Here is a 23474-nt window from a genome sequence, read left to right as displayed (position 1 = left end):
CGTAAGGTTACCCTTGCTAGAACCGCTCGCTGAATTCCGTCACAATGGTGTTGTGAAAATCCGTTCGGGCGGGACGCGCGAGGCTGGGGCCGGTTCGTCGGCTCCGGTCGGCGTTGCCGGCGTATCCGACGGTCAGACACGCAGCGCCATCATCCAACTGCTGCTCGAGGGTCCGGTCACTGCCGGGCAGATCGGTGAGCGTCTCGGCATTTCGGCCGCGGGAGTGCGCCGCCATCTCGACGCCCTCATCGATGCCGGCGATGCCCAAGCCAGTGCCGCCGCGCCCTGGCAGCACAGCGGCCGCGGCCGGCCGGCCAAGCGCTACCAGCTGACATCGGCCGGGCGGGCCAAGCTCGGCCACACCTACGACGATCTGGCGGTCGCAGCCATCCGGCAACTACGCGAGATCGGCGGTAAGGATGCAGTCCGGACCTTTGCGCGGCGTCGTATAGACACCATCCTGGCGGGCGTGACCGTGGGCTCCGGCAATGTGGCGGAGACCGCGGATCGGGTGGCCGCGGCGATGACCAAGGCCGGCTACGCGACCACCACCAACCCGGTCAGCGGGCCTGTCCGCGGTGTGCAGATCTGCCAGCACCACTGTCCGGTGTCCCACGTCGCCGAGGAATTCCCCGAACTGTGTGAGACGGAGCGCGAGGCGTTCGCCGAAATCCTGGGAACCCACGTGCAGCGGCTGGCCACCATCGTCAACGGTGACTGTGCCTGTACCACCCACGTCCCACTCGATCACGACCATTCGTCCGACGTTCGGAGCGCAGCCCACGCCCGGACCGCCACCACTATCGATCAAGGAGCGGCGACATGACCATCACGCCCGATACGCCACTGACCCAGGAAGAAGCCATCGCGTCGCTGGGGAAGTACGGCTACGGCTGGTCGGATTCCGATGCCGCGGGTGCCAGCGCGCAACGCGGTCTTTCCGAGGCCGTCGTGCGTGACATCTCGGGGAAGAAGAACGAGCCGGAATGGATGCTCGAGACTCGGCTCAAGGCGTTGCGCACGTTCGACAAGAAGCCGATGCCGCACTGGGGTTCCAACCTCGACGGCATCGATTTCGACAACATCAAGTACTTCGTGCGGTCCACCGAGAAGCAGGCCGCGTCCTGGGAGGAACTGCCCGAAGACATTCGCAACACCTACGACCGCCTGGGTATCCCAGAGGCTGAGAAGCAGCGGCTGGTGGCAGGTGTGGCGGCCCAGTACGAGTCGGAGGTGGTGTACCACCAGATTCGCGAAGACCTTGAGGCACAAGGCGTTATCTTCCTGGATACTGACTCGGGGCTACGCGAGTACCCGGAGATCTTCAAGCAGTACTTCGGCACCGTGATCCCGGCAGGCGACAACAAGTTCTCGGCGCTCAACACCGCGGTGTGGTCGGGTGGCTCGTTCATCTACGTGCCTCCGGGCGTGCACGTCGACATCCCGCTGCAGGCCTACTTCCGGATCAACACCGAGAACATGGGCCAGTTCGAGCGGACCCTCATCATCGCCGACGAGGGCTCTTACGTGCATTACGTCGAGGGATGTACTGCGCCCATCTACAAGTCGGATTCGCTGCACTCGGCGGTCGTCGAGATCGTCGTCAAGCCCGGCGCCCGGGTGCGCTACACCACGATCCAGAACTGGTCGAACAACGTCTACAACCTGGTCACCAAGCGGGCCCGGGCCGAAGCCGGCGCCACCATGGAGTGGATCGACGGCAACATCGGCTCCAAGGTCACCATGAAGTACCCGGCGGTCTGGATGACCGGCGAGCACGCCAAGGGTGAGGTGCTTTCGGTGGCGTTCGCCGGCGAGGGTCAGCACCAGGACACCGGCGCCAAGATGCTGCACCTGGCGCCGAACACGTCGTCCAACATCGTGTCCAAGTCGGTGGCCCGCGGTGGTGGCCGCTCCTCCTACCGGGGTCTGGTCCAGATCAACAAGGGCGCCCACGGATCGCGATCCAGCGTGAAATGCGATGCGCTGCTGGTCGATACCATCAGCCGCTCGGACACCTACCCGTATGTCGACATCCGCGAGGACGACGTCACGATGGGCCACGAGGCCACGGTGTCGAAGGTCAGTGAGGATCAGCTGTTCTACCTGATGAGCCGCGGCATGACCGAGGACGAGGCAATGGCAATGGTGGTGCGCGGCTTCGTCGAGCCGATCGCCAAGGAACTGCCTATGGAATACGCACTTGAGCTCAACCGGCTCATCGAGCTGCAGATGGAAGGCGCGGTCGGCTAGTGGGGAATCTGACAGAGGCCGTTGAAGGCTCGACGTTGGCTGCCGCCGGCTCCGGCTCGACGTTGGCTGCCGCCAACAAGGGCGAGGTCTTCACGTCCTTCGACGTCAACGCCTTCGAGATACCGCACGGCCGCGACGAGATCTGGCGGTTCACCCCGCTCAGGAGGCTTCGCGGCCTGCACAACGGGTCCGCTCCAGTGACCGGCAGTGCGCTGATCGAGGTGTCCGAGCATCCCGGCGTCACCGTCGAGACCGTGGAGCGTGGCGACGCTCGGCTCGGGCAGGGCGGCGTACCCGCGGACCGCGTTGCGGCTCAGGCGTTCTCGTCGTTCGGCCACGCCACGATCGTTACGGTCGGGCGGAATGCCCAGGTTGCCGAACCGATCGAGATCACCGTCAACGGTCCCGGCGAGGGTTCGACGGCCTACGGCCACCTGCAGGTGCGGGTCGAGGAGCTCGGCGAAGCCGTGGTGGTCCTCGACCAGCGTGGCGGCGGAACCTACGCCGACAACGTCGAATTCGTCGTCGGTGACGCTGCGCAGCTGAAGGTTGTGTCGATCGCCGACTGGGATGACGACGCTGTGCACGTCAGCACGCACCACGCGACGCTGGGCAAGGACGCCGTGCTGCGGCATTTCGCGGTCACCCTCGGCGGCGACGTCGCGCGGCTGACCGGACGGGTGCGGTTCACCGGCCCCGGCGGGGACGCCGAACTGCTCGGCCTGTACTTCGCCGACGACGGTCAGTACTTCGAATCGCGGCTGCTGGTCGATCACGCCCATCCGAACTGCCGGTCGCACGTCACGTATAAGGGTGCGCTGCAAGGGGATCCGTCTTCGAAAAAGCCCGACACCCATACCGTTTGGATCGGCGACGTGCTGATCCGCGCCGCGGCTACCGGCACCGACACCTACGAGGTGAACCGCAACCTGGTGCTCACCGACGGCGCGCGCGCCGACTCGGTGCCCAACCTGGAGATCGAGACTGGCGAGATCATCGGCGCCGGGCACGCCAGCGCTACCGGCCGATTCGACGATGAGCAGCTGTTCTACCTGCAGGCCCGCGGTATCCCCGAGGATCAGGCCCGGCGCCTGGTGGTCCGCGGATTCTTCGGCGAGCTGATCCAGAAGATCTCCGTCCCCGCGGTCCGGGAGCGCCTCACCGCGGCCATCGAACACGAACTTGAGCAAACCGAAGGAATCACGCACGCATGAGCACTCTGGAAATCAAGAACCTCCACGTCAGCGTCGCGGCCAAGGATGCCGCCGAAGAGATTCCCATCCTCAAGGGCGTCGACCTCACCGTGAAGTCGGGCGAGACGCATGCGGTGATGGGGCCCAACGGATCCGGCAAGTCCACGCTGTCCTACGCCATCGCCGGCCATCCCAAGTACGTCGTGACCTCCGGTTCGATCACCCTCGATGGCCAGGACGTGCTGGCGATGACCATTGACGAAAGAGCGCGAGCGGGCCTCTTTTTGGCGATGCAGTATCCGATCGAGGTACCCGGCGTGTCGATGTCGAACTTCCTGCGCACTGCGGCCACCGCGGTCCGCGGCGAGGCCCCGAAGCTGCGGCACTGGGTCAAGGAAGTCAAGGCCGCGATGAGCGACCTGGAGATCGACCCGGCATTCGGCGAGCGCAGCGTCAACGAGGGCTTCTCAGGTGGTGAGAAGAAGCGCCACGAGATTCTGCAGCTGAGCCTGCTCAAGCCCAAGATCGCAATCCTCGATGAGACCGATTCGGGCCTGGACGTCGACGCGCTGCGGGTCGTCAGTGAGGGCGTCAACCGTTACTCGGAAGAGACCCACGGCGGCATTCTGCTCATCACGCACTACACCCGGATCCTGCGCTACATCCACCCGCAGTTCGTGCACGTGTTCGTCGGCGGACGCATCGTGGAATCCGGTGGGCCCGAGCTGGCCGACGAGCTCGAAGAGAACGGATACGTGCGCTTCACCCAAGCCGTCGGAGCCTGACATGGCGCGGACGCGAGGAGCAAAATAGTGACGCGGACGCGAGGAGCAAAATCGTGACGCGGACGCGAGGAGCAAAATCGTGACCGCGGCAGCGCAGACGCTGGATCTGGCCGAACTGTCCAGGATCCGTGCCGATTTTCCGATCTTGAGTCGGGTCATGCGTGGTGGAAATCAGTTGGCCTACCTGGATTCCGGGGCGACCTCGCAGAAGCCGCTGACCGTACTGGATGCCGAACGGAACTTCCTGACCACCTCCAATGGGGCGGTGCACCGCGGTGCGCATCAATTGATGGAGGAGTCCACCGACGCTTACGAGCAGGGCCGAGCCGACATCGCGGCATTCGTCGGCGCCGACCCCGACGAGTTGGTCTTCACCAAGAACGCCACCGAATCGCTCAACCTGGTGGCGTATGTGCTGGGGGACAAGCGGTTCGAGCGGGCTGTCGGACCAGGTGACGTGATCGTCACGACGGAGCTGGAGCATCACGCCAATCTGATTCCGTGGCAAGAGCTGGCGCAGCGCACCGGGGCCACCCTGAAGTGGTACTCGGTCACCGAGGACGGCCGTATCGACCTGGATTCGCTGGAACTCGACGAGCGTGTGAAAGTGGTGGCGTTCAGCCATCATTCGAACGTGACGGGGGCGATTGCTCCCGTGCACGAGCTGGTGTCGCGCGCCAAGGCGGTCGGGGCCCTGACGGTGCTGGACGCCTGCCAGTCGGTGCCGCACCAGCCGGTCGATTTCCACGCGCTCGACGTCGACTTCGCCGCGTTTTCCGGTCACAAGATGCTGGGGCCCACCGGAATCGGTGTGCTCTACGGTCGGGCGGAGCTGCTGAACTCGATGCCCCCCTTCATCACCGGCGGCTCGATGATCGAGACCGTGACCATGGAGAAGACGACCTACGCCCCAGCGCCGCAGCGGTTCGAGGCCGGCACACCGATGACGTCGCAGGTGGTCGGATTGGCGGCCGCCGCACGGTATCTGACCGCGATCGGGATGCCCGCGGTCGAGGCGCACGAAGCCGAGCTGGTTGCCGCCGCCCTGGAAGGACTGGCGGGGCTGCCGAACGTTCGCATCATCGGACCGACGTCCATGGAACACCGTGGATCACCTGTGAGCTTCGTCGTTGACGGCATCCACGCCCACGATGTCGGGCAGGTGCTCGACGACGACGGCGTGGCGGTGCGGGTCGGGCATCACTGCGCCTGGCCGTTGCATCGCCGATTCGGCATCGCCGCGACCGCGCGCGCATCGTTCGCGGTGTACAACACGCTCGATGAAGTGGACCGGCTGGTCGCCGGGGTGAAACGAGCCGTGGAATTCTTCGGTGCGGCAGGCAGGAGCGAAGCGACCGGGGATCGATGATGAGAATGGAACAGATGTACCAGGACGTCATCCTGGACCACTACAAGCATCCCCATCACCGGGGGCTGCGGGAACCGTTCGCAGCCGAGGTACATCACGTCAACCCCACCTGCGGAGACGAGGTGACCCTGCGGGTGACGCTGTCTGACGACGGCGACACCGTCACCGATATCTCATATGACGGACAGGGCTGCTCGATCAGCCAGGCGTCCACCTCGGTGCTGACCGATCAGGTGATCGGACAGAGTGTCGGCGACGCGCTCGGTACAGTCGCCGCGTTCACCGAGATGATTTCCTCCCGCGGCAACGTCGAGGGGGACGAAGATGTCATCGGTGACGGCATCGCTTTCGCCGGGGTCGCCAAGTACCCGGCGCGGGTCAAGTGCGCGTTGCTGGGTTGGACAGCCTTCAAGGCCGCGCTTGCCGAGGCCAACGATTCGCACAGGGAGACGGCATGACCGATACGGCCAATGACGAGCTGCTGGCAGACGTCGAGGAGGCCATGCGCGACGTCGTCGATCCGGAGCTGGGGATCAACGTCGTCGACCTCGGCCTGGTGTACGGCTTGAACGTCGAGAAAGAGGACAGTGGCACTGTCGCGCTGATCGACATGACACTGACATCGGCGGCCTGCCCGTTGACCGACGTGATCGAAGATCAGTCGCGGACCGCGCTGGTTGGCGCCGGGCTCGTGGATGAGCTCCGGATCAACTGGGTGTGGAACCCGCCGTGGGGCCCCGACAAGATCACCGACGAGGGTCGTGAACAGCTGCGGGCGCTCGGTTTCACCGTTTAGGCCCGCTGTCATACCTCTTCCGTAACGTTGTGCTGACGATCCCGGCCTTCGTGTGGCGAGGTGGTTTTTTCTATCGCGCTGTGGTCATCGGAGGCAGTGTCGGGTTGTGTCTGGCGGTCCTAGCCTTGTTGGACTCCGGGTTCTGGGTGGCAGGCGTCGCGGTGTTCGTGATCATCGGCGTCTTCTACGGGATATGGATGCCGCTGCGGATGGCTCGGTACTGGCCAGCAGCCAAGCAACTCGACAGCGCCGACCGGGTCGCGGTGGTCACTGCGGCGCGCGGCGGTGACCGCATCGAGGATGCCCGGCTTATGGTCGCCGCCGTCGACTATCGCCGCGGTATGCATGCCGCGGCGGCGCAGGCTCGATCGCTGCGGTGGTTACTGCTGGTGGTTCTCGTCGTCGCGGTCGGGACGACAGCTTGGGATGCCGTATTCGGCTCGTGGGGCAATGCTGTGGCTTCGGTGATCTACCTAGCGGCGTTGTTGGCCGAGCTTTTCTGGTGGCCGAAGCGCCAGGCGCAATTGCTCGCCAATGTCGACCGAGCCTGTGGATAACTCCCGATCCTCGGGCTTTCTTGTCGGCTGTCCTCGTTAGTTTTCGGCGAGACGGGGACCGACAGAGTCCCCGCACGATCGGAAGGCGCTGACATGAGTACTGACATTGAGCAGTCGGGGGCTGTACACGAACGCGATCTCGGCGGTCCGGCAGCCGGTCCTGTGCCCGCGAGTTATCCACATTCGTTGGCGCTGTGCATCATTGACGCGATCTACGTCACCGGTGCGCGGCACGTGACCGTCGAGAAAGTGATCGAGCGGTACCGTGGCTTCCGGGCCGGGCAGGGATGCGACGCCGAAATCGACGGTGTCCCGGAACTTCTCGCCAACATCGACGCGCTCGGCGGCCCGCAACAGTGGGCATCGGAGATCGGCAACCGCCGGCCCACCTCCACGGCGAAGAATGCCCCGCTGCGGGCGGTGGCGCTCACGGAGGCTGCGCAAGTCCTCGTCGGGCTCGGGATTCGCACAACCGAGGATCTGCGTGCACTCGCCCAGGACTCGCAGCGCTACGAACGGGCCAGGACGGCGTGGTGTTCCGTGCCGGGGCAACGGTCCGGGTTCACCTGGGGCCACCTCATGGAACTGGCGCACGTGGATGTGACCGTGCGCGGCAGCTCAGTCGGTTAGAGGCCCAGACTCAACCGAGATCACCGTCGATGTAACGCTGGACGTTGGGGGCGACCCAGTTGATGAGTTCGTCCTCAGTCATCGACGCGACAGGTTCGATCTTCCAGACGTAGCGCAGCGCTGCCAAAGCGATGAGCTGGGTGGTGATCAGTCGGTCATCGGCCTGATCGAGGAAGGCAAGCGTGACGACAGGCTCGACGTCTCCGGCGGCTATCACGCCCAAATCACACTAGCCCGCTCGCACTGACCATAGGCTGGGAACAGGCCACCGTGCCCCGACGTTAGGACAACCGTGAGCACGCAAGACATCACCGCAGAGCAGTTCAACGCCACCATTGCCGACAATGAGATCGTGCTGGTGGATTTCTGGGCATCATGGTGCGGACCGTGCCGTGCGTTTGCGCCGACCTTCAAGGCCGCCTCGGAGAAGCACCCCGACGTGGTCTTCGCCAAGGTCGACACCGAGGCCGAGCAGTCACTGGCGGCCGCCGCCGAGATCCGGTCCATTCCGACGCTCATGGCCTTCAAGAAGGGCAAGCTGGTGTTCAACCAGGCCGGTGCCCTGCCGCCGGCCGCGCTCGAGGAGCTGGTCCAGAAGGTCAAGGATTTTGACGTCGATGCCGCGATCGCTGCGCAGGGCGACGGTCAGCAGGTCTAACAGGCCCTGGGTCTGACGCTTCGCTCTTGTCTCACGGGCAACGCGATAGCGTGCTGTGCGCGACAGGGCGCAACCAGTTCGTCTTGGTCGGGCAGCCGCTGACCATAGGCCGGCGGGGTTCGTGCCCCGCCTGGAGGCTCTGCAAGCCGTTATCGCGGCGTTCTCCCGGCCGGGAATCGAGTTGACCCAGCGGACACTTTGGAGTGGACTGGACGCCGCTAGCCTTGAGGGGCATATGCAGGCCGAAGGCCTCGGGCAACTCTTCGTGCGCCTGCTCACCGCGAACTTCGAGGAAGCGGTGGCTGTGCGCGCGGAGCGGTGACCCGCGGTTTTCAGCGACGACAAGTAAGCCGACAAGTAGGGAGACAGCAGCGTGATCACCGCAACGGACCTGGAGGTCCGCGCCGGCGCGCGCACACTGCTGTCCATCGATGGCTCGGCGCTACGGGTCCAGCCCGGCGATCGGATAGGTCTGGTCGGCCGAAACGGCGCCGGCAAGACCACCACGATGCGGATCCTCGCGGGTGAGGGCGAACCGTATGCCGGCACGGTTGTCCGTACCGGCGAAATCGGTTACCTGCCACAGGATCCGCGCGAAGGTGACCTCGACATACTGGCCCGCGACCGGGTGCTCTCGGCGCGCGGCCTGGACACCTTGCTGGCCCAGCTGGAGAAGCAGCAGGCGCTGATGGCCGAGGTGGCCGACGACGCCGCCCGCGACAAGGCCGTGCGGAAATACGGTCAGCTGGAGGAGCGCTTCGCCGCGCTCGGCGGATATGCGGCCGAGAGCGAGGCGGGTCGTATCTGCGCGAGCCTGGCGTTGCCCGACCGCATCCTGACCCAGCCACTGCGCACCCTGTCAGGTGGTCAGCGGCGGCGGGTCGAACTCGCGCGCATCCTGTTCGCGGCTTCCGATACGGGTTCGGGATCGGCGACTACCCTGCTGTTGGACGAGCCCACCAACCACCTCGATGCCGACTCGATCGGGTGGCTGCGGACCTTCCTGCAGAACCATTCCGGTGGTCTGGTGGTCATCAGTCACAACGTCGAGCTGCTGGCCGATGTCGTCAACCGGGTGTGGTTCCTGGATGCGGTGCGTGGCGAGGCCGATGTCTACAACATGGGCTGGCAGAAATACCTCGATGCCCGCGCGACCGATGAGCAGCGGCGCCGTCGGGAACGTGCCAACGCCGAGAAGAAGGCGGGCGCATTGCGCGCACAGGCCGCCAAGATGGGCGCCAAGGCCACCAAAGCCGTTGCCGCGCAGAATATGTTGCGTCGTGCCGAGCGGATGATCGCTGAGCTGGACGCCGAACGGGTCGCCGACAAGGTGGCCCGGATCAAATTCCCGAGCCCGGCGCCGTGCGGCAAGACGCCGCTGGTCGCCAAGGGGCTGACCAAGACCTACGGTTCGCTGGAGATCTTCACCGGTGTCGACCTGGCCATCGACCGCGGATCGCGAGTGGTGGTGCTCGGGCTCAACGGCGCCGGTAAGACCACACTGCTGCGTCTGCTGGCGGGTGCGGAAACGGCCGACGCAGGTGCTCTGGAGCCGGGCCATGGCCTCAAACTCGGCTACTTCGCGCAGGAACACGACACCCTGGACGATCACGCCACGGTGTGGGAGAACATTCGACATGCGGCGCCCGACACGGGGGAGCAGGACCTGCGAGGTCTGTTGGGCGCCTTCATGTTCACCGGTCCGCAGCTCGAACAGCCGGCGGGCACCCTGTCCGGCGGCGAGAAGACCCGCCTGGCGCTGGCCGGCCTGGTCGCCTCGACCGCCAATGTGCTGCTGCTCGACGAGCCCACCAACAACCTCGACCCGGCATCGCGCGAACAGGTGCTCGACGCTTTGCGCAGTTATCAGGGTGCGGTGGTGTTGGTGACACACGATCCGGGCGCCGCGGAGGCGCTCGACCCGCAGCGCGTGGTGCTGCTGCCCGACGGCACCGAGGATTTCTGGTCGGCGGAATACCGCGACCTCATCGAACTGGCCTGAGCTCTTGCCGTCGCCAAGACTGGATCGACGCCAAATCCTAAGACGTTGGCCAATTTCGCCCGCCGACGTGTGAGCTGTTTCTAGTCTGGGTAACCGTCGGGGACGTCCACAGCGGGGAGATGTCGATGAAGGAAACGAACAAGACCCGGGACGAATTGCTGACCGAGTTGCGCAGCGCCTATGAGAGGGGCGCCAGCATCCGCTCGCTGGTTGCGACGACAGGTCGTTCCTATGGTTCGATACACAGCTTGCTGCGTGAATCGGGCACCACCATGCGCAGCAGGGGCGGGCCCAATCATCGCACCAGAGCCCGGGTCTGAGTCCAGAGTCGTTGCGGCGCTGTCAGATTCAGTGATCGGCCGACGTCGTGGCCTGCTGTTGCCGCACCGATGCCTCCACCAGGTCGAGGACCGCATTGAGATTCTTCGGATCCTCCCCGGAGGCCAGCCGCGCCACCAGACCGTCGAGTACCAGATCGAGGTAGATGTGCAGGACAGCGCTCGGAACATCGTCACGTAGTCGTCCGGCCTGCTTCTGCCGGCGCAATCGTTCGGTCGTGGCAGCGGTCAGCTCAGCTGACCGTTCCGCCCAGCCCTGGTGAAAAGTCGGGTCGTTGCGCAGTTTTCGGGCGATCTCCAACCGGGTGGCCAGCCAGTCGAACTGCTCGGGCGTGGCCAGCATGTTGCGCATCACCTGGATCAAGCCCTCGCGTGCGGCTACGTCAGCCATTCGCTCGGCGTCTTCGCGGGCCAGTTCGAAGAATAAGGTGTCCTTGTCCTTGAAGTGGTGAAAGATTGCGCCGCGCGACAGCCCGATGGTTTGTTCGAGCCGCCGCACGGTCGCACTCTCGTAGCCGTACTGAGCGAAGCAGCGCCGGGCGCCGTCGAGAATCTGGCGTCGTCGGGCTGCCAGATGGTCGTCGGTCACCCGGGGCACTGGTTCACTCCTCGCGCAGGCACGTGTCGGGGTGTCTTAGCCGGTTCTGTTGTTCCGACCAGGGCTACTTCGACTTCAGCATGTTGCGCAGCACGTACTGCAGGATGCCGCCGTTGCGGTAGTAGTCGGCCTCACCGGGGGTGTCGATGCGGACCACTGCGTCGAATTCGACTTTGGAGCCGTTTTCTTTGGTGGCTGTGACGTGTACGGCCTTCGGGGTTTTGCCTTCGTTGAGCGCTTCGATACCGGCGATGTCGAACACTTCGGTGCCGTCGAGTTTGAGAGAGGCCGCCGACTCACCCGCGGGGAACTGCAGCGGGATGACGCCCATGCCGATCAGGTTGGACCGGTGGATGCGCTCAAAGGATTCAGTGATCACCGCGCGCACACCCAGCAGGCTGGTGCCTTTGGCCGCCCAGTCCCGCGACGAGCCGGAGCCATACTCCTTGCCGCCCAGCACAACCAGCGGCACGCCCTGCTTCGCGTAGTTCTGCGCGGCGTCGTAGATGAAGGCTTGCGGGCCGCCGTTTTGGGTGAAGTCCCGGGTGTAGCCACCAGAGACGTCGTCGAGGAGTTGGTTGCGCAGCCGGATGTTGGCGAAGGTACCGCGGATCATGACCTCATGGTTGCCGCGCCGCGAGCCGTAGGAGTTGTAGTCCTTGCGCTCCACGCCGTTGGCTTCCAGGTACTGCGCGGCCGGGGTGCCCGACTTGATGGATCCGGCGGGGCTGATGTGGTCGGTGGTGACCGAATCACCCAGCAGAGCAAGCACTCTGGCGCCGGTGATGTCGGACACCGGCGTCGGCTCAGCAGGCATCCCGTCGAAGTACGGGGGCTTGCGCACGTAGGTCGACTTGGCGTCCCAGTCGAACGTCTTACCGGCCGGAGTCGGCAGATTCTGCCAGCGCTCGTCGCCCTTGAACACGTCGGCGTAGTTCTTCGTGAACATCTCCTCGTTGATCGCCGAGGCAATGGTGTCGGAGATGTCCTTAGGGGAGGGCCAGATGTCCCGCAGGAAGACGTCGTTGCCGTTCTGATCCTTGCCCAGGGGGTCGGTTTCGAAGTCGAAGTCCATGGTGCCGGCCAGCGCGTAGGCGATGACCAGCGGTGGCGAGGCTAGGTAGTTCATCTTGACGTCGGGGGAGATGCGGCCCTCGAAGTTGCGGTTACCCGACAACACGGCAGTGACGGTGAGGTCATTGTCGTTGATGGCCTTGGAGATCTCGTCGGGCAGCGGACCGCTGTTGCCGATGCACGTGGTGCAGCCGTAGCCCACCAGGTAGAAGCCCAGCTTCTCCAGGTACGGCCACAACTGGGCCTTGTCGTAGTAGTCGCTGACCACCTGCGAACCCGGCGCCATCGAGGTCTTGACCCACGGCTTGGTGGCCAGGCCCTTCTCGACAGCGTTGCGGGCCAGCAGCGCCGCGCCGAGCATCACCGACGGGTTGGAAGTGTTGGTGCACGACGTGATCGCGGCGATCGCCACCGCGCCGTGGTCGAGCACGAACTCGCCGCGCTCCTCCGAGCGGACCTTCACCGGCTTGCTGGGCCGGCCCTCCGAGCCATTGGCGGCGGACTGGACGTCGACGGCATCGTCGTCGGCGAACGACAGCGAGACCGGGTCGCTGGCCGGGAAGGACTCCTCGACGGCCTCGTCGAGCTTGGTCTCCGGAGCGGGATGGTTCTCCTCGACGTAGTTGTGGATGTCCTTGCGGAAGGCGTTCTTCGCGTCGGACAGCTCGATGCGGTCCTGCGGCCGCTTCGGGCCGGCGATCGAGGGCACCACGTCGCCGAGGTCCAGTTCCAGGTATTCGGAGAAGGCCGGCTCGTGCTCCGGGTTGTGCCACATGCCCTGGGCCTTGGCGTAGGCCTCGACCAGTGCGAGTTGGTCTTCGGTGCGCCCGGTCAGCCGCAGATAGTCGATGGTCACGTCGTCGATCGGGAAGATCGCTGCGGTGGAACCGAATTCGGGGCTCATGTTGCCCAGGGTGGCGCGGTTGGCTAGGGGGACTTCGGCGACGCCGTTGCCGTAGAACTCGACGAATTTGCCGACGACGCCGTGGCGGCGGAGCATGTCGGTGACGGTGAGCACGACGTCGGTGGCGGTGACGCCGGGTTTGATTTCGCCGGTCAGTTTGAAGCCGACGACGCGGGGGATGAGCATCGAGACGGGTTGGCCGAGCATGGCGGCTTCGGCTTCGATGCCGCCGACGCCCCAGCCCAGTACGCCCAGGCCGTTGACCATGGTGGTGTGGCTGTCGGTGCCGACGCAGGTGTCGGGGTAGGCGACTCCGTTGCGTTCGAATATCACGCGGGCGAGGTATTCGATGTTGACTTGGTGCACGATGCCGGTGCCGGGGGGGACGACTTTGAAGTCGTCGAAAGCGCCCTGGCCCCAACGCAGGAACTGGTAGCGCTCGCCGTTGCGTGCGTATTCGATCTCGACGTTGCGTTCGAAGGCGTCGGCGCGGCCGAACACGTCGATGATGACCGAGTGGTCGATGACCAGCTCGGCGGGGGAGAGTGGGTTGACCTTTTCCGGGTCGCCGCCCAGCGCGGCGACGGCTTCGCGCATGGTGGCCAGGTCCACTACGCATGGCACGCCGGTGAAGTCCTGCATGATCACCCGGGCCGGGGTGAACTGGATTTCGATGCTCGGGTCGGCCTGGGGGTCCCAGTGGGCGATTGCCTCGATGTGTTCTTTGGTGATGTTGGCGCCGTCCTCGGTGCGCAACAGATTCTCGGCGAGCACCTTGAGGCTGTAGGGCAGCTTCTCGGTACCGGGTACCGCGTCCAAACGATAAATCTCATAACTGTTGTCCCCAACAGTCAGAGTGTCACGGGCACCAAAAGAGTTAAGGGACGAATTTTCCGTATTCTCGTTGCTCACATCAACTCCCGGCTAGTCATCGCCGCGACGGGCTGTGTCGACGGCGCTGCTGACTCTAACAGTACGCTTGTCCTGCAATAGGCTTGAGGGCGCGTAACACTCTTCTCTTGTTGTTTCCGTGGCGCTACCCCAGATGCCCTGATTCGACCGAGCGTTCTGCTCTATTCACGCGGCGTCACCGCTTTGCCCTCTCTGAGGGGGCGGGGTTTGTCACGAGGGGCGGGGTTTGTCACGCTGGAGTGGCACTCGAAAGCGATCGTCACTCCAGCGTGACGGCCGGCAGTCGAAGCGGTGACATCCGTGTCGCTGCTCGGCGGTTTGGCAAGACGGCGTACCGTGCCCCTGTGACTGGACCGCACGTCATCCCGTTTCTGCCTGCCTTCATTCCGGTCGAGGTGTGCGACACGGTGGGCCTCTCCCCGGCGCAACCCGATGGCGTGGCGAAGTGCATGGCGGTCGTGCAGGCCGACGTTGTCGATGACGGTGTGAGTGCGCCGGCCGCCGACGTCCCCGGGCTGCGGCAGGTGGTCAGTGACGCCCGTCAGGAAGGCATCGACCTCAAGGTCGTCGTCGTGCCCAAGGACCCGTTCATCGACACGCCGCTGCGGGACATCGCCTCGGAGATTGGTCAGGCCAATCCCGGGTCGACCGTGCTTGCCATCAGTCCGTCATTTGCCGGTACTTATAGCCAGTCGATAGACCGGGTCACTTTGGAGGCCGGACAAGACGTTGCAAAGACCGGTAACCCGGTGCAGTCGGCACGGAATTTCGTCGATCAGATAACGACTCCGATCTTCCCGTGGACAACCCTGACGATCGTGTTGACGCTAGGGGTTGCGGCGGCCGCTGTCATCACCCGCGTCCTGCAGGTTCGTGGCAAACGAGCGAGGTCGTCGGCGGCCTCCGTGAGCTCGGAAACTGCGCCCTCGGATCCGTCGAACATTAGTTCGTAAATTCTCCGAATATCACTAAACGGTCACACTATTCGCAATTACAAAACTGTAATTTGTGACTAAAGTTTCTTTGGCTTCAGATGTGACGTACGGTGCAATCAGTACCCATTGTTGTAGTTGTGCTTCATGTGACTACTGTGCAAAGGCTCCGAGCAAACCCGCCGGTACGCCGTCGTTGAGCCCTAGGAGACTTGAGTCGAATGAGACGCTCCGTTCGCGCCTCTACGCGTCAGGCGTACGGCCGCATCTGCGCCGTACCTCTGACGATTGGGATGCTGCTCGCCACGGCGATGGCGGGGGGCGTCCCGGCGGCGATCGCTGAACCGGGCGGCTCGGAGGATATCGCGAGTTTGGTTGCTGCCGTGGCCAACGCCAACCAGAAGCTGCAGGAATTGGGAGCGTCCATTCAGACGCAGCAGGAAGGCGTGAACAAGGCGATCGTCGAAGTGGAGGACGCGCGCGACGCAGCCGACGCGGCTACCCGCGAAGTGGCGGCCAGCCAGCAGGGCGTCGCCGACGCCAATGCCGCCATCGCCGCCGCGCAGAAGCGGTTCGATCGGTTCGCGGCAGCCAGCTATATCAACGGTCCGTCCAGCTCGTATCTGACCGCAACCGACCCGCAAGACATGATCGACGCCGCCGCCACCGGCCAGGTCCTGGCCGTCAGCGCCGACCAGGTGATGGCCGACCTGCAGCGGGCTCGCACCGAACAGGTGAACCGGGAGTCGACGGCCCGGCTGGCAAAACAGAAGGCGGATCAGGCCGCGCAGGATGCGCAGACCAGCCAGGATTCCGCGGTCGCGGCACTCAAGAACGCCCAGCAGACCTTCGGCACCCAACGGGACCAATTGCAGCAGCTCACCGCGCAGCGGGCCGCGGCCCAGGCCAAGCTCGACCAGGCGCAGCCCATGTCGGCCCCGGCCGCGCCTGCCGCGACACCTCCCCAGGCGAACCCGGGCAACTGGGACCGCGCCCCCGGCGCCGCCGGGCAGCGCCCCGCCAACTGGGACGGCCAGTGGGATCCGACGCTGCCCGCGATCCCGAGCGCCTTCGTCAGCGGCGACCCGATCGCGATCATCAACACCCTGCTCGGCATCTCGACGACGTCCGCGCAATTGACCCAGAACATGGGTCGCGGTTTTCTGCAGAAATTGGGACTGCTGCCCACGCCGACCGGCTACACGAACGGTGCCATCCCTCGGGTCTACGGGCGGCAGGCCTCCGAGTACGTCATCCAGCGCGCGGGATCGCAGATCGGCGTCCCGTACTCGTGGGGCGGCGGAAACGCCGCCGGCCCCAGCCGAGGCATCGATTCGGGTGCGGGCACCGTCGGTTTCGACTGCTCGGGCTTGATTCTGTACGCGTTCGCGGGCGTCGGCATCAAGCTGCCGCACTACTCGGGTTCGCAGTACAACGCCGGGCGCAAGATCCCGGCTTCACAGATGCGTCGCGGCGATGTCATCTTCTACGGGCCCGGGGGTGCCCAGCACGTGACGCTCTACCTCGGTAACGGTCAGATGCTCGAAGCGCCGTACACGGGGTCGACGGTCAAGATCTCACCCGTTCGGACCAGCGGCATGACGCCGTACGTCATCCGCTACATCGAATACTGAATCGTAGGGATTGCATTGCGCTCCAAGTCGTTTCGCCCCGTCGGGATCCTGGCTTCGACGGCCGTCGCAATCGCGCTCGCCATCGGGGGTGCAGGGCCGGCCGCAGCCGCGCCCGATGGCGGCGGCTGGGACCCCACGCTGCCAAAAGTGGTGAGCTCCGGCGCCCCAGGTGATCCGGTGGCGATCGCCAATGCGTCGTTCCAGGTCAGCCAGATCGCGTTGCAGACCACGCAGAGCCTCGGCCAACAGTTCCTGCAGAGTATCGGTCTGATGCCGAAAACGGCGGCATCGACACTTCCCAGTGGTGCGGTACGGGGTCCGCAGGCCATCGAATACGTCATCCGGCGCGCCGGCAGCCAGATGGGTGTGCCCTACTCGTGGGGCGGCGGCACGCTCACCGGGCCTGGCCCCGGCGTGGACTACGACGCCGGAAAGGTCGGCTTCGACTGCTCAGGCCTGACTCGCTACGCCTATGCCGGCGTGGGTGTCCAGATTCCGAAGTATTCCGGGGATCAGTACAACACCGGGCGGGCGATTCCGCCGTCACAGGCCAAACGTGGCGATCTCATCTTCTACGGGCCCGGCGGTAGCCAGCACGTCACCATCTATCTCGGGGGCGGCAAGATGCTGGAGGCCTCGGGCAGTGCCGGCAAAGTCACGGTCAGCCCCGTGCGGACAGCGGGTATGTCGCCCCATCTGTCGCGCATCATCGAATCCTGAGGGGAACCTGAACTCTTCTAGCCAGCGTCGACGGATTCCGGAGTGCCTGGAATAGTTGACCCTGGGCACCCGGCTGCCCGGCTATCGGTATTACAGCGTTTGCAGACGAACACCGTGGGAGGAAATTGATGACGTCACCGAGTGGACCGCCGCAGGGCGCCGGAGGTTATGACGGCACGAGCCCGGCGCCGGGTTATTCCCCCGGCTCACCGGCCGCGCCTGCTGCTCCGCAGCCCGGCGCGCACACCGCAGCGGCGTCGAACAACAGCGGCCTGCAGGGCGAGGTGCACACCTTGGAGCGGGCAATCTTCGAAGTCAAGCGCATCATCGTCGGTCAGGATCAACTGGTCGAGCGCATGCTGGTCGGTCTGCTCGCCAAGGGCCATGTTTTGCTCGAAGGTGTGCCCGGTGTCGCCAAGACGCTGGCCGTCGAGACGTTCGCCAAGGTGGTGGGCGGTACGTTCGCCCGTATCCAGTTCACCCCCGACCTGGTCCCCACCGACATCATCGGAACCCGCATCTATCGGCAGGGCAAGGAAGACTTCGACATCGAGCTCGGTCCCGTCGTCGTCAACTTCCTGCTCGCCGACGAGATCAACCGCGCCCCGGCCAAGGTGCAGTCGGCGTTGCTCGAGGTGATGGCCGAACGGAAGATCTCCATCGGCGGCAAGACCTTCCCGCTGCCCAACCCGTTCCTGGTCATGGCCACCCAGAACCCGATCGAGCAAGAGGGTGTCTACCAGCTGCCCGAGGCCCAGCGGGACCGGTTCCTGTTCAAGCTCAACGTCGACTACCCGTCGCCGGAGGAGGAACGCGAGATCATCTACCGGATGGGCGTCAAACCCCCGGAGCCCAAACAGATCCTCGCCACCGGGGACCTGCTGCGGTTGCAGGATGTCGCCGCCAACACCTTCGTGCACCACGCGTTGGTCGACTACGTGGTCCGGGTCGTCACCGCGACGCGTGAGCCGGAGAAGTTCGGCATGCCCGACGCTAAGGCGTGGATCGCTTACGGTGCCTCCCCGCGTGCCTCGTTGGGCATCATCGCGGCCTCCCGTGCGTTGGCGCTGGTGCGCGGGCGCGATTACGTCGTCCCGCAGGACGTCGTCGAAATCATCCCCGACGTGCTGCGGCACCGGTTGGTGCTGACATACGACGCGCTGGCAGACGAGATCTCCGCGGAGAGTGTGGTCAACCGCATTCTGCAGACCGTGGCACTGCCTCAGGTGAATGCCCTTCCGCAGCAAGGTCATTCGGTTCAGCCCGTCGTGCCTGCCGCGGCCGCTGCCGCCGCGGCCGCGAGTCGGTGACCAGTCCGGCTCGCCGCTCAGTCGACCTTCCGTCGCTGCAGCGCGGCGAGATCCGTGATCCCGCGCTGTCGGCCGCGCTTCGCAAGCTCGAGCTGACGGTCCGCCGCAAGCTCGACGGCGTGCTGCACGGCGATCACCTCGGCCTGATTCCCGGCCCCGGATCAGAGCCGGGGGAGTCGCGGATCTACCAGCCCGGCGATGATGTGCGCCGGATGGACTGGTCGGTGACGGCGCGCACCACGATGCCTCACGTCCGGCAGATGATCGCCGACCGGGAGCTGGAGACTTGGCTGGTGGTCGATGTATCGGCCAGCCTCGACTTCGGCACCGCGGGCTGTGAGAAGCGCGACCTCGCGGTCGCGGCGGCCGCGGCGATTACGTTCCTCAACAGCGGCGGCGGCAACCGGATCGGCGCAATCATCGCCAACGGCGAATCGGTCCGCCGTGTTCCGGCGTTGTCGGGTCGCATGCACGAGCAAGAGATGTTGCGCGCGATTGCGACGATGCCCAAGGCGCCCACGGGTGTACGCGGCGACCTGGCCGCGGCCATCGATGCGTTGCGCAGGCCGGAACGCCGGCGTGGCATGGCCGTGATCATCAGCGACTTCCTCGGGCCGATCAACTGGATGCGTCCATTGCGGGCCATCTCGGGCCGCCACGAAGTGCTCGGTATTGAGGTGCTCGACCCTCGTGATGTGGAGCTGCCCGACGTCGGCGAAGTCATCCTGCAGGACGCTGAAACCGGCGTCACTCGAGAGTTCACCATCGACGCGCAGTTGCGCAGCGATTTCGAACGGGCGGCCGCTGCCCATCGCGAAGAAGTGGCCCGGACGTTGCGCCGGTGCGACGCGCCGCTGTTGAGCCTGCGCACCGACCGGGACTGGATCGCCGATGTGGTGCGATTTGTGGCGAACCGGCGGCGCGGCGCCCTCGCGGGCCGATGAGCGCTTGCGCGAAGAGGAAATAACTGCGATGAGCGCTTGCGCGAAGAGGAGACGGCCCAGTTGAACAGTCAGGCTGACGACCATCGAAACTGAAATGACAAGTAGCACATGACATTACCGATACTCGGGCCGATGAGCCTTTCGGGCTTCGCGCACCCGTGGTGGTTCCTGTTCCTGTTCGTGGTGGCGGCCCTGGCGGTGCTGTATGTCATCGTCCAGCGCGCCCGGCAGCGGCGGATCCTGCGGTTCGCGAACATGGAGCTGCTGGAGAGTGTGGCACCGAAGCGGCCGACCCGCTGGCGCCATGTGCCGGCGATCCTGCTGGTGACCGCGTTGGTGCTGTTCACCGTCGCGCTGGCGGGCCCCACCCACGACGTGCGGATTCCACGCAACCGTGCCGTGGTGATGCTGGTGATCGACGTCTCGCAGTCCATGCGGGCCACCGATGTCGAGCCCAGCCGACTGGTCGCGGCGCAGGAGGCCGCCAAGCAGTTTGCCGACCAGCTGACGCCCGGGATCAACCTGGGACTCATCGCCTACGCCGGCACCGCCACGGTATTGGTGCAGCCGACCACCAACCGCGAGGCGACGAAGAACGCACTGGACAAGCTGCAGCTGGCTGACCGGACCGCCACGGGCGAGGGCATCTTCACCGCACTGCAGGCGATCGCGACGGTGGGCGCGGTGATCGGCGGTGGTGACGAGCCGCCGCCGGCGCGGATCGTGCTCATGTCCGACGGTAAGGAAACGGTGCCGTCGAATCCCGATAATCCCAAGGGTGCCTACACGGCGGCCCGCACCGCTAAGGACCAGGGCATTCCGATCTCGACGGTGTCGTTCGGCACGCCGTACGGCTATGTCGAGATCAACGATCAGCGCCAGCCCGTGCCGGTGGACGACGAGACCCTGAAGAAGATCGCCCAGCTGTCCGGTGGTGACTCGTTCAACGCGTCGAACCTGGAGCAGCTCAAGGCGGTCTTCACGTCGCTGCAACAGCAGATCGGCTACGAGACCATCAAGGGCGACGCCAGCCTGGGCTGGTTGCGGCTCGGTGCATTGGTGCTTGCACTTGCGGCACTCGCCGGACTGTTCATCAACCGCAGGCTGCCCAACTAGGGGATCGGCATCGGGAGGGTGCAACCGGGCATGCAACAGCCCTGGTGTCGATTTCAGCGAACAGCGACCGACGCGTTAAGTTGACCAGCATGAGTGACAAGGTTGCCGCTGAAGCCGACACCGAAACCACCCCTGGCCGTCCCGCGTTCGTACCGCGTTCTGTCCTGGTCACCGGGGGTAACCGGGGCATCGGGCTGGCGATCGCGCAGCGTCTGGCTGCCGACGGGCACAAGGTGGCCGTGACCCACCGTGGATCCGGGGCGCCTGACGGGCTCTTCGGAGTCGTGTGCGATGTCACCGACAACGACGCCGTGGACCGCGCCTTCAAAGAGGTCGAGGAACACCAGGGCCCGGTCGAGGTGCTGGTCTCAAATGCCGGTATTTCCAAGGATGCATTCCTCATGCGAATGACGGAAGACCGGTTCACGGACGTCATCGACGCGAACCTCACCGGGGCGTTCCGGGTGGCTCAGCGGGCATCGCGCAGCATGCAGCGCAAGCGCTTCGGCCGGATCATCTTCATCGGTTCGGTTTCGGGCATGTGGGGTATCGGCAACCAGGCCAACTATGCAGCTGCCAAGGCCGGTCTGATCGGCATGGCTCGTTCGATCTCCCGGGAACTGTCCAAGGCCGGCGTCACTGCGAATGTCGTCGCGCCCGGCTACATCGACACCGAGATGACCCGCGCGCTCGATGAGCGGATTCAGGCCGGAGCGCTCGAGTTCATTCCCGCCAAGCGCGTCGGCACCGCCGAGGAGGTCGCCGGCGCAGTCAGCTTCCTGGCGTCCGAGGACGCGAGCTATATCGCCGGTGCGGTGATCCCCGTCGACGGCGGCATGGGTATGGGTCACTGATCCAAAAGACTTGGCCTACCAGAACTTTCGCCTAACTTTTCGCCGAAGAAGGAGTCGCACAAATGGCAGGTTTGCTCGAGGGCAAGCGGATCCTGGTCACCGGGATCATCACCGATTCGTCCATCGCGTTCCACATCGCCAAGGTGGCCCAGGAAGCCGGGGCGGAGCTGGTGCTGACCGGTTTCGACCGGATGAAGCTGATCCAGCGCATCGCCGACCGGTTGCCCAACCCGGCTCCCTTGTTGGAACTCGACGTGCAGAACACCGAGCACCTCGACAGCCTGGCCCAGCGAATCACCGGTGTGATCGGCGAGGGCAACAAGCTTGACGGCGTGGTGCATTCGATCGGCTTCATGCCGCAGTCGGGCATGGGCATCAACCCGTTCTTCGACGCGCCGTACGAGGATATCGCCAAGGGCATCCACATCTCGGCCTACTCGTACGCCTCGCTGGCCAAAGCGACACTGCCGGTCATGAATCCCGGCGGCAGCATCGTCGGCATGGATTTCGACCCGACCCGTGCGATGCCGGCCTACAACTGGATGACGGTCGCCAAGAGTGCGCTCGAGTCGGTCAACCGGTTCGTGGCGCGGGAGGCCGGGCAGATCGGTGTCCGCTCGAATCTCGTTGCGGCCGGTCCGATCCGGACGCTCGCGATGAGCGCCATCGTCGGCGGCGCGCTCGGTGCCGAGGCCGGTGAGCAGATGCGGCTGCTGGAAGAGGGCTGGAATCAGCGTGCTCCGGTCGGCTGGGACATGAAAGACCCGACGCCGGTCGCCAAGACGGTGTGTGCTCTGCTGTCGGACTGGCTGCCGGCCACCACCGGCACCGTCGTATACGCCGACGGTGGCGCCCACACCCAGCTGCTGTAGATCGCGGATTGCTGTGCTTTTTGATGCCCTGCTGTTGCTGTCCTTCGGCGGACCCGAGGGACCGGAACAGGTACGGCCGTTCCTGGAGAACGTCACCCGCGGGCGCAACATCCCGCCGGAGCGGCTCGATGAGGTCGCCGAGCACTACCTGCATTTCGGCGGCATATCGCCGATCAACGGGATCAACCGCGCGCTGATCGAACAGCTGCGGGCCGAAATACCCGATCTGCCGGTGTATTTCGGAAACCGCAACTGGGCCCCCTACGCCGAGGACACCGTCGCGACGATGCGGGACGACGGGGTCCGCCGCGCCGCGGTGTTCACCACGTCGGCTTGGGGCGGGTACTCGAGCTGTACGCAATACGTCGAGGACATTGCCCGAGCACGCGCCGCGGTGGGGGAGGACGCGCCCGAATTGGTGAAGCTGCGTCAGTATTTCGACCATCCGCTGCTGGTGGAGATGTACTCCGAGGCGGTTACGGCCGCCGCGGCGACGCTGCCCAGTGGTGCGCGGGTGGTGTTCACCGCGCATTCGATCCCGATCGCCGCCGACGAACGGCACGGGCCGCGGCTCTACAGTCGGCAGGTGGCCTATGCCGCGCGTCTGGTGGCGGCGGCCGCGGGCATCGACGACTACGACCTGGTGTGGCAGTCACGATCAGGTCCACCGCAGGTGCCGTGGTTGGAACCCGATGTCGGCGACCACCTTTCGGAGCTGGAGCAGCAAGGCATCAAGTCGGTTGTGGTGTGCCCCATCGGCTTCGTCGCCGACCACATCGAAGTGGTGTGGGACCTCGACCACGAACTGCGGTTGCAGGCCGAGGCCGTGGGTATCGAGCTGGCCCGGGCCGCCACGCCGAATGCCGATCCGCGATACGCCAAGCTGGCCGCCGAGCTGATCGGCGAGCTGCGAGATGGTGGCGAACCGTTGCGCGTGCCGGGGCCGAATCCGGTGCCTGGCTACGGATTCAGCATCAACGGTGCGCCCTGTTCGCCGCACTGCTGCGGCAGCGCCCGCTAGAC

General features: G+C 65.2%; 23 protein-coding genes and 2 pseudogenes. 22 read left to right on the top strand and 3 right to left on the bottom strand.

The window, feature by feature from the left end; genetic code table 11:
* Window positions 1-52: 52 nt before the first annotated feature.
* The 9 genes from B133_RS0107935 (at window position 53) to B133_RS0107895 (ending at window position 7583) form a co-directional block, all read left to right on the top strand.
* Window positions 53-826, top strand: coding sequence for a metalloregulator ArsR/SmtB family transcription factor (locus B133_RS0107935; protein ID WP_018600219.1), 774 nt, complete (start codon window positions 53-55; stop codon window positions 824-826).
* Window positions 823-2253: a Fe-S cluster assembly protein SufB gene (gene sufB, locus B133_RS0107930; protein WP_018600217.1), complete on the top strand. Its 1431-nt coding sequence runs from the start codon at window positions 823-825 to the stop codon at window positions 2251-2253. Before B133_RS0107935 ends, sufB begins: the two co-directional genes overlap by 4 nt.
* Window positions 2253-3467, top strand: a complete 1215-nt coding sequence (gene sufD / locus B133_RS0107925) for a Fe-S cluster assembly protein SufD (RefSeq protein ID WP_018600216.1) — start codon at window positions 2253-2255, stop codon at window positions 3465-3467. Before sufB ends, sufD begins: the two co-directional genes overlap by 1 nt.
* Window positions 3464-4231 (top strand): Fe-S cluster assembly ATPase SufC, encoded by a 768-nt coding sequence (gene sufC / locus B133_RS0107920; protein ID WP_018600215.1) that lies wholly within the window; start codon window positions 3464-3466, stop codon window positions 4229-4231. Before sufD ends, sufC begins: the two co-directional genes overlap by 4 nt.
* 79 nt (window positions 4232-4310) lie before the next feature.
* Window positions 4311-5600: a cysteine desulfurase gene (locus B133_RS0107915; RefSeq protein ID WP_018600214.1), complete on the top strand. Its 1290-nt coding sequence runs from the start codon at window positions 4311-4313 to the stop codon at window positions 5598-5600.
* Entirely contained in the window at window positions 5600-6058 is a 459-nt protein-coding gene (gene sufU / locus B133_RS0107910; RefSeq protein ID WP_026256128.1) for a Fe-S cluster assembly sulfur transfer protein SufU, read from the top strand. Before B133_RS0107915 ends, sufU begins: the two co-directional genes overlap by 1 nt.
* Entirely contained in the window at window positions 6055-6396 is a 342-nt protein-coding gene (locus B133_RS0107905) for a metal-sulfur cluster assembly factor (RefSeq protein WP_018600212.1), read from the top strand. The genes sufU and B133_RS0107905 overlap by 4 nt, the downstream gene beginning before the upstream one ends.
* A 29-nt stretch (window positions 6397-6425) precedes the next feature.
* The gene (locus B133_RS0107900) at window positions 6426-6953 is read left to right on the top strand and encodes a hypothetical protein (RefSeq protein ID WP_018600211.1); all 528 of its coding nucleotides are present in this window, start codon (window positions 6426-6428) and stop codon (window positions 6951-6953) included.
* Between the two features lie 93 nt (window positions 6954-7046).
* A complete protein-coding gene (locus B133_RS0107895) occupies window positions 7047-7583 on the top strand; it encodes a hypothetical protein (RefSeq protein WP_018600210.1) in 537 nt (178 codons plus the stop codon).
* 10 nt (window positions 7584-7593) lie between these two features.
* Here the strand turns inward: B133_RS0107895 and B133_RS0107890 are convergent.
* Window positions 7594-7734, bottom strand: a pseudogene (locus B133_RS0107890) (TetR/AcrR family transcriptional regulator); the annotation flags it as partial.
* A gap of 141 nt (window positions 7735-7875) precedes the next feature.
* Between B133_RS0107890 and trxA the strand changes: the two are divergent.
* From trxA to B133_RS0107870, 4 genes and pseudogenes are all read left to right on the top strand, one after another.
* Window positions 7876-8241: a thioredoxin gene (gene trxA / locus B133_RS0107885; RefSeq protein ID WP_018600208.1), complete on the top strand. Its 366-nt coding sequence runs from the start codon at window positions 7876-7878 to the stop codon at window positions 8239-8241.
* A 136-nt stretch (window positions 8242-8377) separates the two neighbouring features.
* A pseudogene (locus B133_RS0107880) lies at window positions 8378-8563 on the top strand (enoyl-CoA hydratase); the annotation flags it as partial.
* Window positions 8564-8614: 51 nt separating this feature from the next.
* The gene (locus B133_RS0107875; protein WP_018600206.1) at window positions 8615-10243 is read left to right on the top strand and encodes an ABC-F family ATP-binding cassette domain-containing protein; all 1629 of its coding nucleotides are present in this window, start codon (window positions 8615-8617) and stop codon (window positions 10241-10243) included.
* Window positions 10244-10368: 125 nt separating this feature from the next.
* Window positions 10369-10563 carry a helix-turn-helix domain-containing protein gene (locus B133_RS0107870; RefSeq protein ID WP_026256127.1) on the top strand — a complete coding sequence of 65 codons (195 nt, stop codon included), beginning with the start codon at window positions 10369-10371 and terminating at the stop codon, window positions 10561-10563.
* Window positions 10564-10591: 28 nt separating this feature from the next.
* On the opposite strand, the gene B133_RS0107865 is transcribed toward B133_RS0107870, so the two are convergent.
* Together B133_RS0107865 and acnA are read right to left on the bottom strand one after the other, a co-directional pair.
* Entirely contained in the window at window positions 10592-11179 is a 588-nt protein-coding gene (locus B133_RS0107865) for a TetR/AcrR family transcriptional regulator (protein WP_026256126.1), read from the bottom strand.
* Between the two features lie 64 nt (window positions 11180-11243).
* The gene (gene acnA / locus B133_RS0107860) at window positions 11244-14069 is read right to left on the bottom strand and encodes an aconitate hydratase AcnA (RefSeq protein ID WP_026256125.1); all 2826 of its coding nucleotides are present in this window, start codon (window positions 14067-14069) and stop codon (window positions 11244-11246) included.
* Window positions 14070-14413: 344 nt separating this feature from the next.
* Between acnA and B133_RS22520 the strand changes: the two genes are divergently transcribed.
* The 9 genes from B133_RS22520 to B133_RS0107815 all read left to right on the top strand — a co-directional run bounded on the left by B133_RS22520 (window position 14414) and on the right by B133_RS0107815 (window position 23472).
* Entirely contained in the window at window positions 14414-15022 is a 609-nt protein-coding gene (locus B133_RS22520) for a DUF6676 family protein (protein ID WP_051088098.1), read from the top strand.
* 200 nt (window positions 15023-15222) lie between these two features.
* Window positions 15223-16635 (top strand): NlpC/P60 family peptidoglycan endopeptidase RipA, encoded by a 1413-nt coding sequence (gene ripA / locus B133_RS0107850; RefSeq protein WP_026256123.1) that lies wholly within the window; start codon window positions 15223-15225, stop codon window positions 16633-16635.
* A gap of 15 nt (window positions 16636-16650) precedes the next feature.
* A complete protein-coding gene (ripB, locus tag B133_RS0107845) occupies window positions 16651-17355 on the top strand; it encodes an NlpC/P60 family peptidoglycan endopeptidase RipB (protein ID WP_018600200.1) in 705 nt (234 codons plus the stop codon).
* A gap of 128 nt (window positions 17356-17483) precedes the next feature.
* Window positions 17484-18665 (top strand): MoxR family ATPase, encoded by a 1182-nt coding sequence (locus B133_RS0107840; protein ID WP_018600199.1) that lies wholly within the window; start codon window positions 17484-17486, stop codon window positions 18663-18665.
* A complete protein-coding gene (locus tag B133_RS0107835; protein WP_018600198.1) occupies window positions 18662-19609 on the top strand; it encodes a DUF58 domain-containing protein in 948 nt (315 codons plus the stop codon). The genes B133_RS0107840 and B133_RS0107835 overlap by 4 nt, the downstream gene beginning before the upstream one ends.
* Before the next feature lie 108 nt (window positions 19610-19717).
* A complete protein-coding gene (locus tag B133_RS0107830) occupies window positions 19718-20725 on the top strand; it encodes a VWA domain-containing protein (protein WP_026256121.1) in 1008 nt (335 codons plus the stop codon).
* An 89-nt stretch (window positions 20726-20814) separates the two neighbouring features.
* Window positions 20815-21579: a 3-oxoacyl-ACP reductase FabG1 gene (gene fabG1, locus B133_RS0107825; protein WP_018600194.1), complete on the top strand. Its 765-nt coding sequence runs from the start codon at window positions 20815-20817 to the stop codon at window positions 21577-21579.
* Window positions 21580-21641: 62 nt separating this feature from the next.
* Complete coding sequence (gene inhA / locus B133_RS0107820) at window positions 21642-22451, top strand: NADH-dependent enoyl-ACP reductase InhA (RefSeq protein WP_018600192.1); 810 nt, start codon at window positions 21642-21644, stop codon at window positions 22449-22451.
* Window positions 22452-22464: 13 nt separating this feature from the next.
* Window positions 22465-23472 carry a ferrochelatase gene (locus tag B133_RS0107815; RefSeq protein ID WP_018600191.1) on the top strand — a complete coding sequence of 336 codons (1008 nt, stop codon included), beginning with the start codon at window positions 22465-22467 and terminating at the stop codon, window positions 23470-23472.
* The last annotated feature ends 2 nt before the right edge of the window (window positions 23473-23474 follow it).

This window comes from Mycobacterium sp. 155, from assembly GCF_000373905.1.
In the GTDB taxonomy this organism is placed as follows: domain Bacteria; phylum Actinomycetota; class Actinomycetes; order Mycobacteriales; family Mycobacteriaceae; genus Mycobacterium.
This window is presented reverse-complemented; position numbering and strand designations above follow the sequence as displayed.

Coding starts and splice junctions, on each gene's coding strand:
- inhA (WP_018600192.1), top strand. CDS start 21,642: ATGGCAGGTTTGCTCGAGGGCAAGCGGATCCTGGTCACCGGGATCATC.
- sufB (WP_018600217.1), top strand. CDS start 823: ATGACCATCACGCCCGATACGCCACTGACCCAGGAAGAAGCCATCGCG.
- ripA (WP_026256123.1), top strand. CDS start 15,223: ATGAGACGCTCCGTTCGCGCCTCTACGCGTCAGGCGTACGGCCGCATC.
- sufU (WP_026256128.1), top strand. CDS start 5,600: ATGAGAATGGAACAGATGTACCAGGACGTCATCCTGGACCACTACAAG.
- fabG1 (WP_018600194.1), top strand. CDS start 20,815: ATGAGTGACAAGGTTGCCGCTGAAGCCGACACCGAAACCACCCCTGGC.
- sufC (WP_018600215.1), top strand. CDS start 3,464: ATGAGCACTCTGGAAATCAAGAACCTCCACGTCAGCGTCGCGGCCAAG.
- B133_RS0107840 (WP_018600199.1), top strand. CDS start 17,484: ATGACGTCACCGAGTGGACCGCCGCAGGGCGCCGGAGGTTATGACGGC.
- B133_RS0107895 (WP_018600210.1), top strand. CDS start 7,047: ATGAGTACTGACATTGAGCAGTCGGGGGCTGTACACGAACGCGATCTC.
- B133_RS0107830 (WP_026256121.1), top strand. CDS start 19,718: ATGACATTACCGATACTCGGGCCGATGAGCCTTTCGGGCTTCGCGCAC.
- B133_RS0107905 (WP_018600212.1), top strand. CDS start 6,055: ATGACCGATACGGCCAATGACGAGCTGCTGGCAGACGTCGAGGAGGCC.
- B133_RS0107870 (WP_026256127.1), top strand. CDS start 10,369: ATGAAGGAAACGAACAAGACCCGGGACGAATTGCTGACCGAGTTGCGC.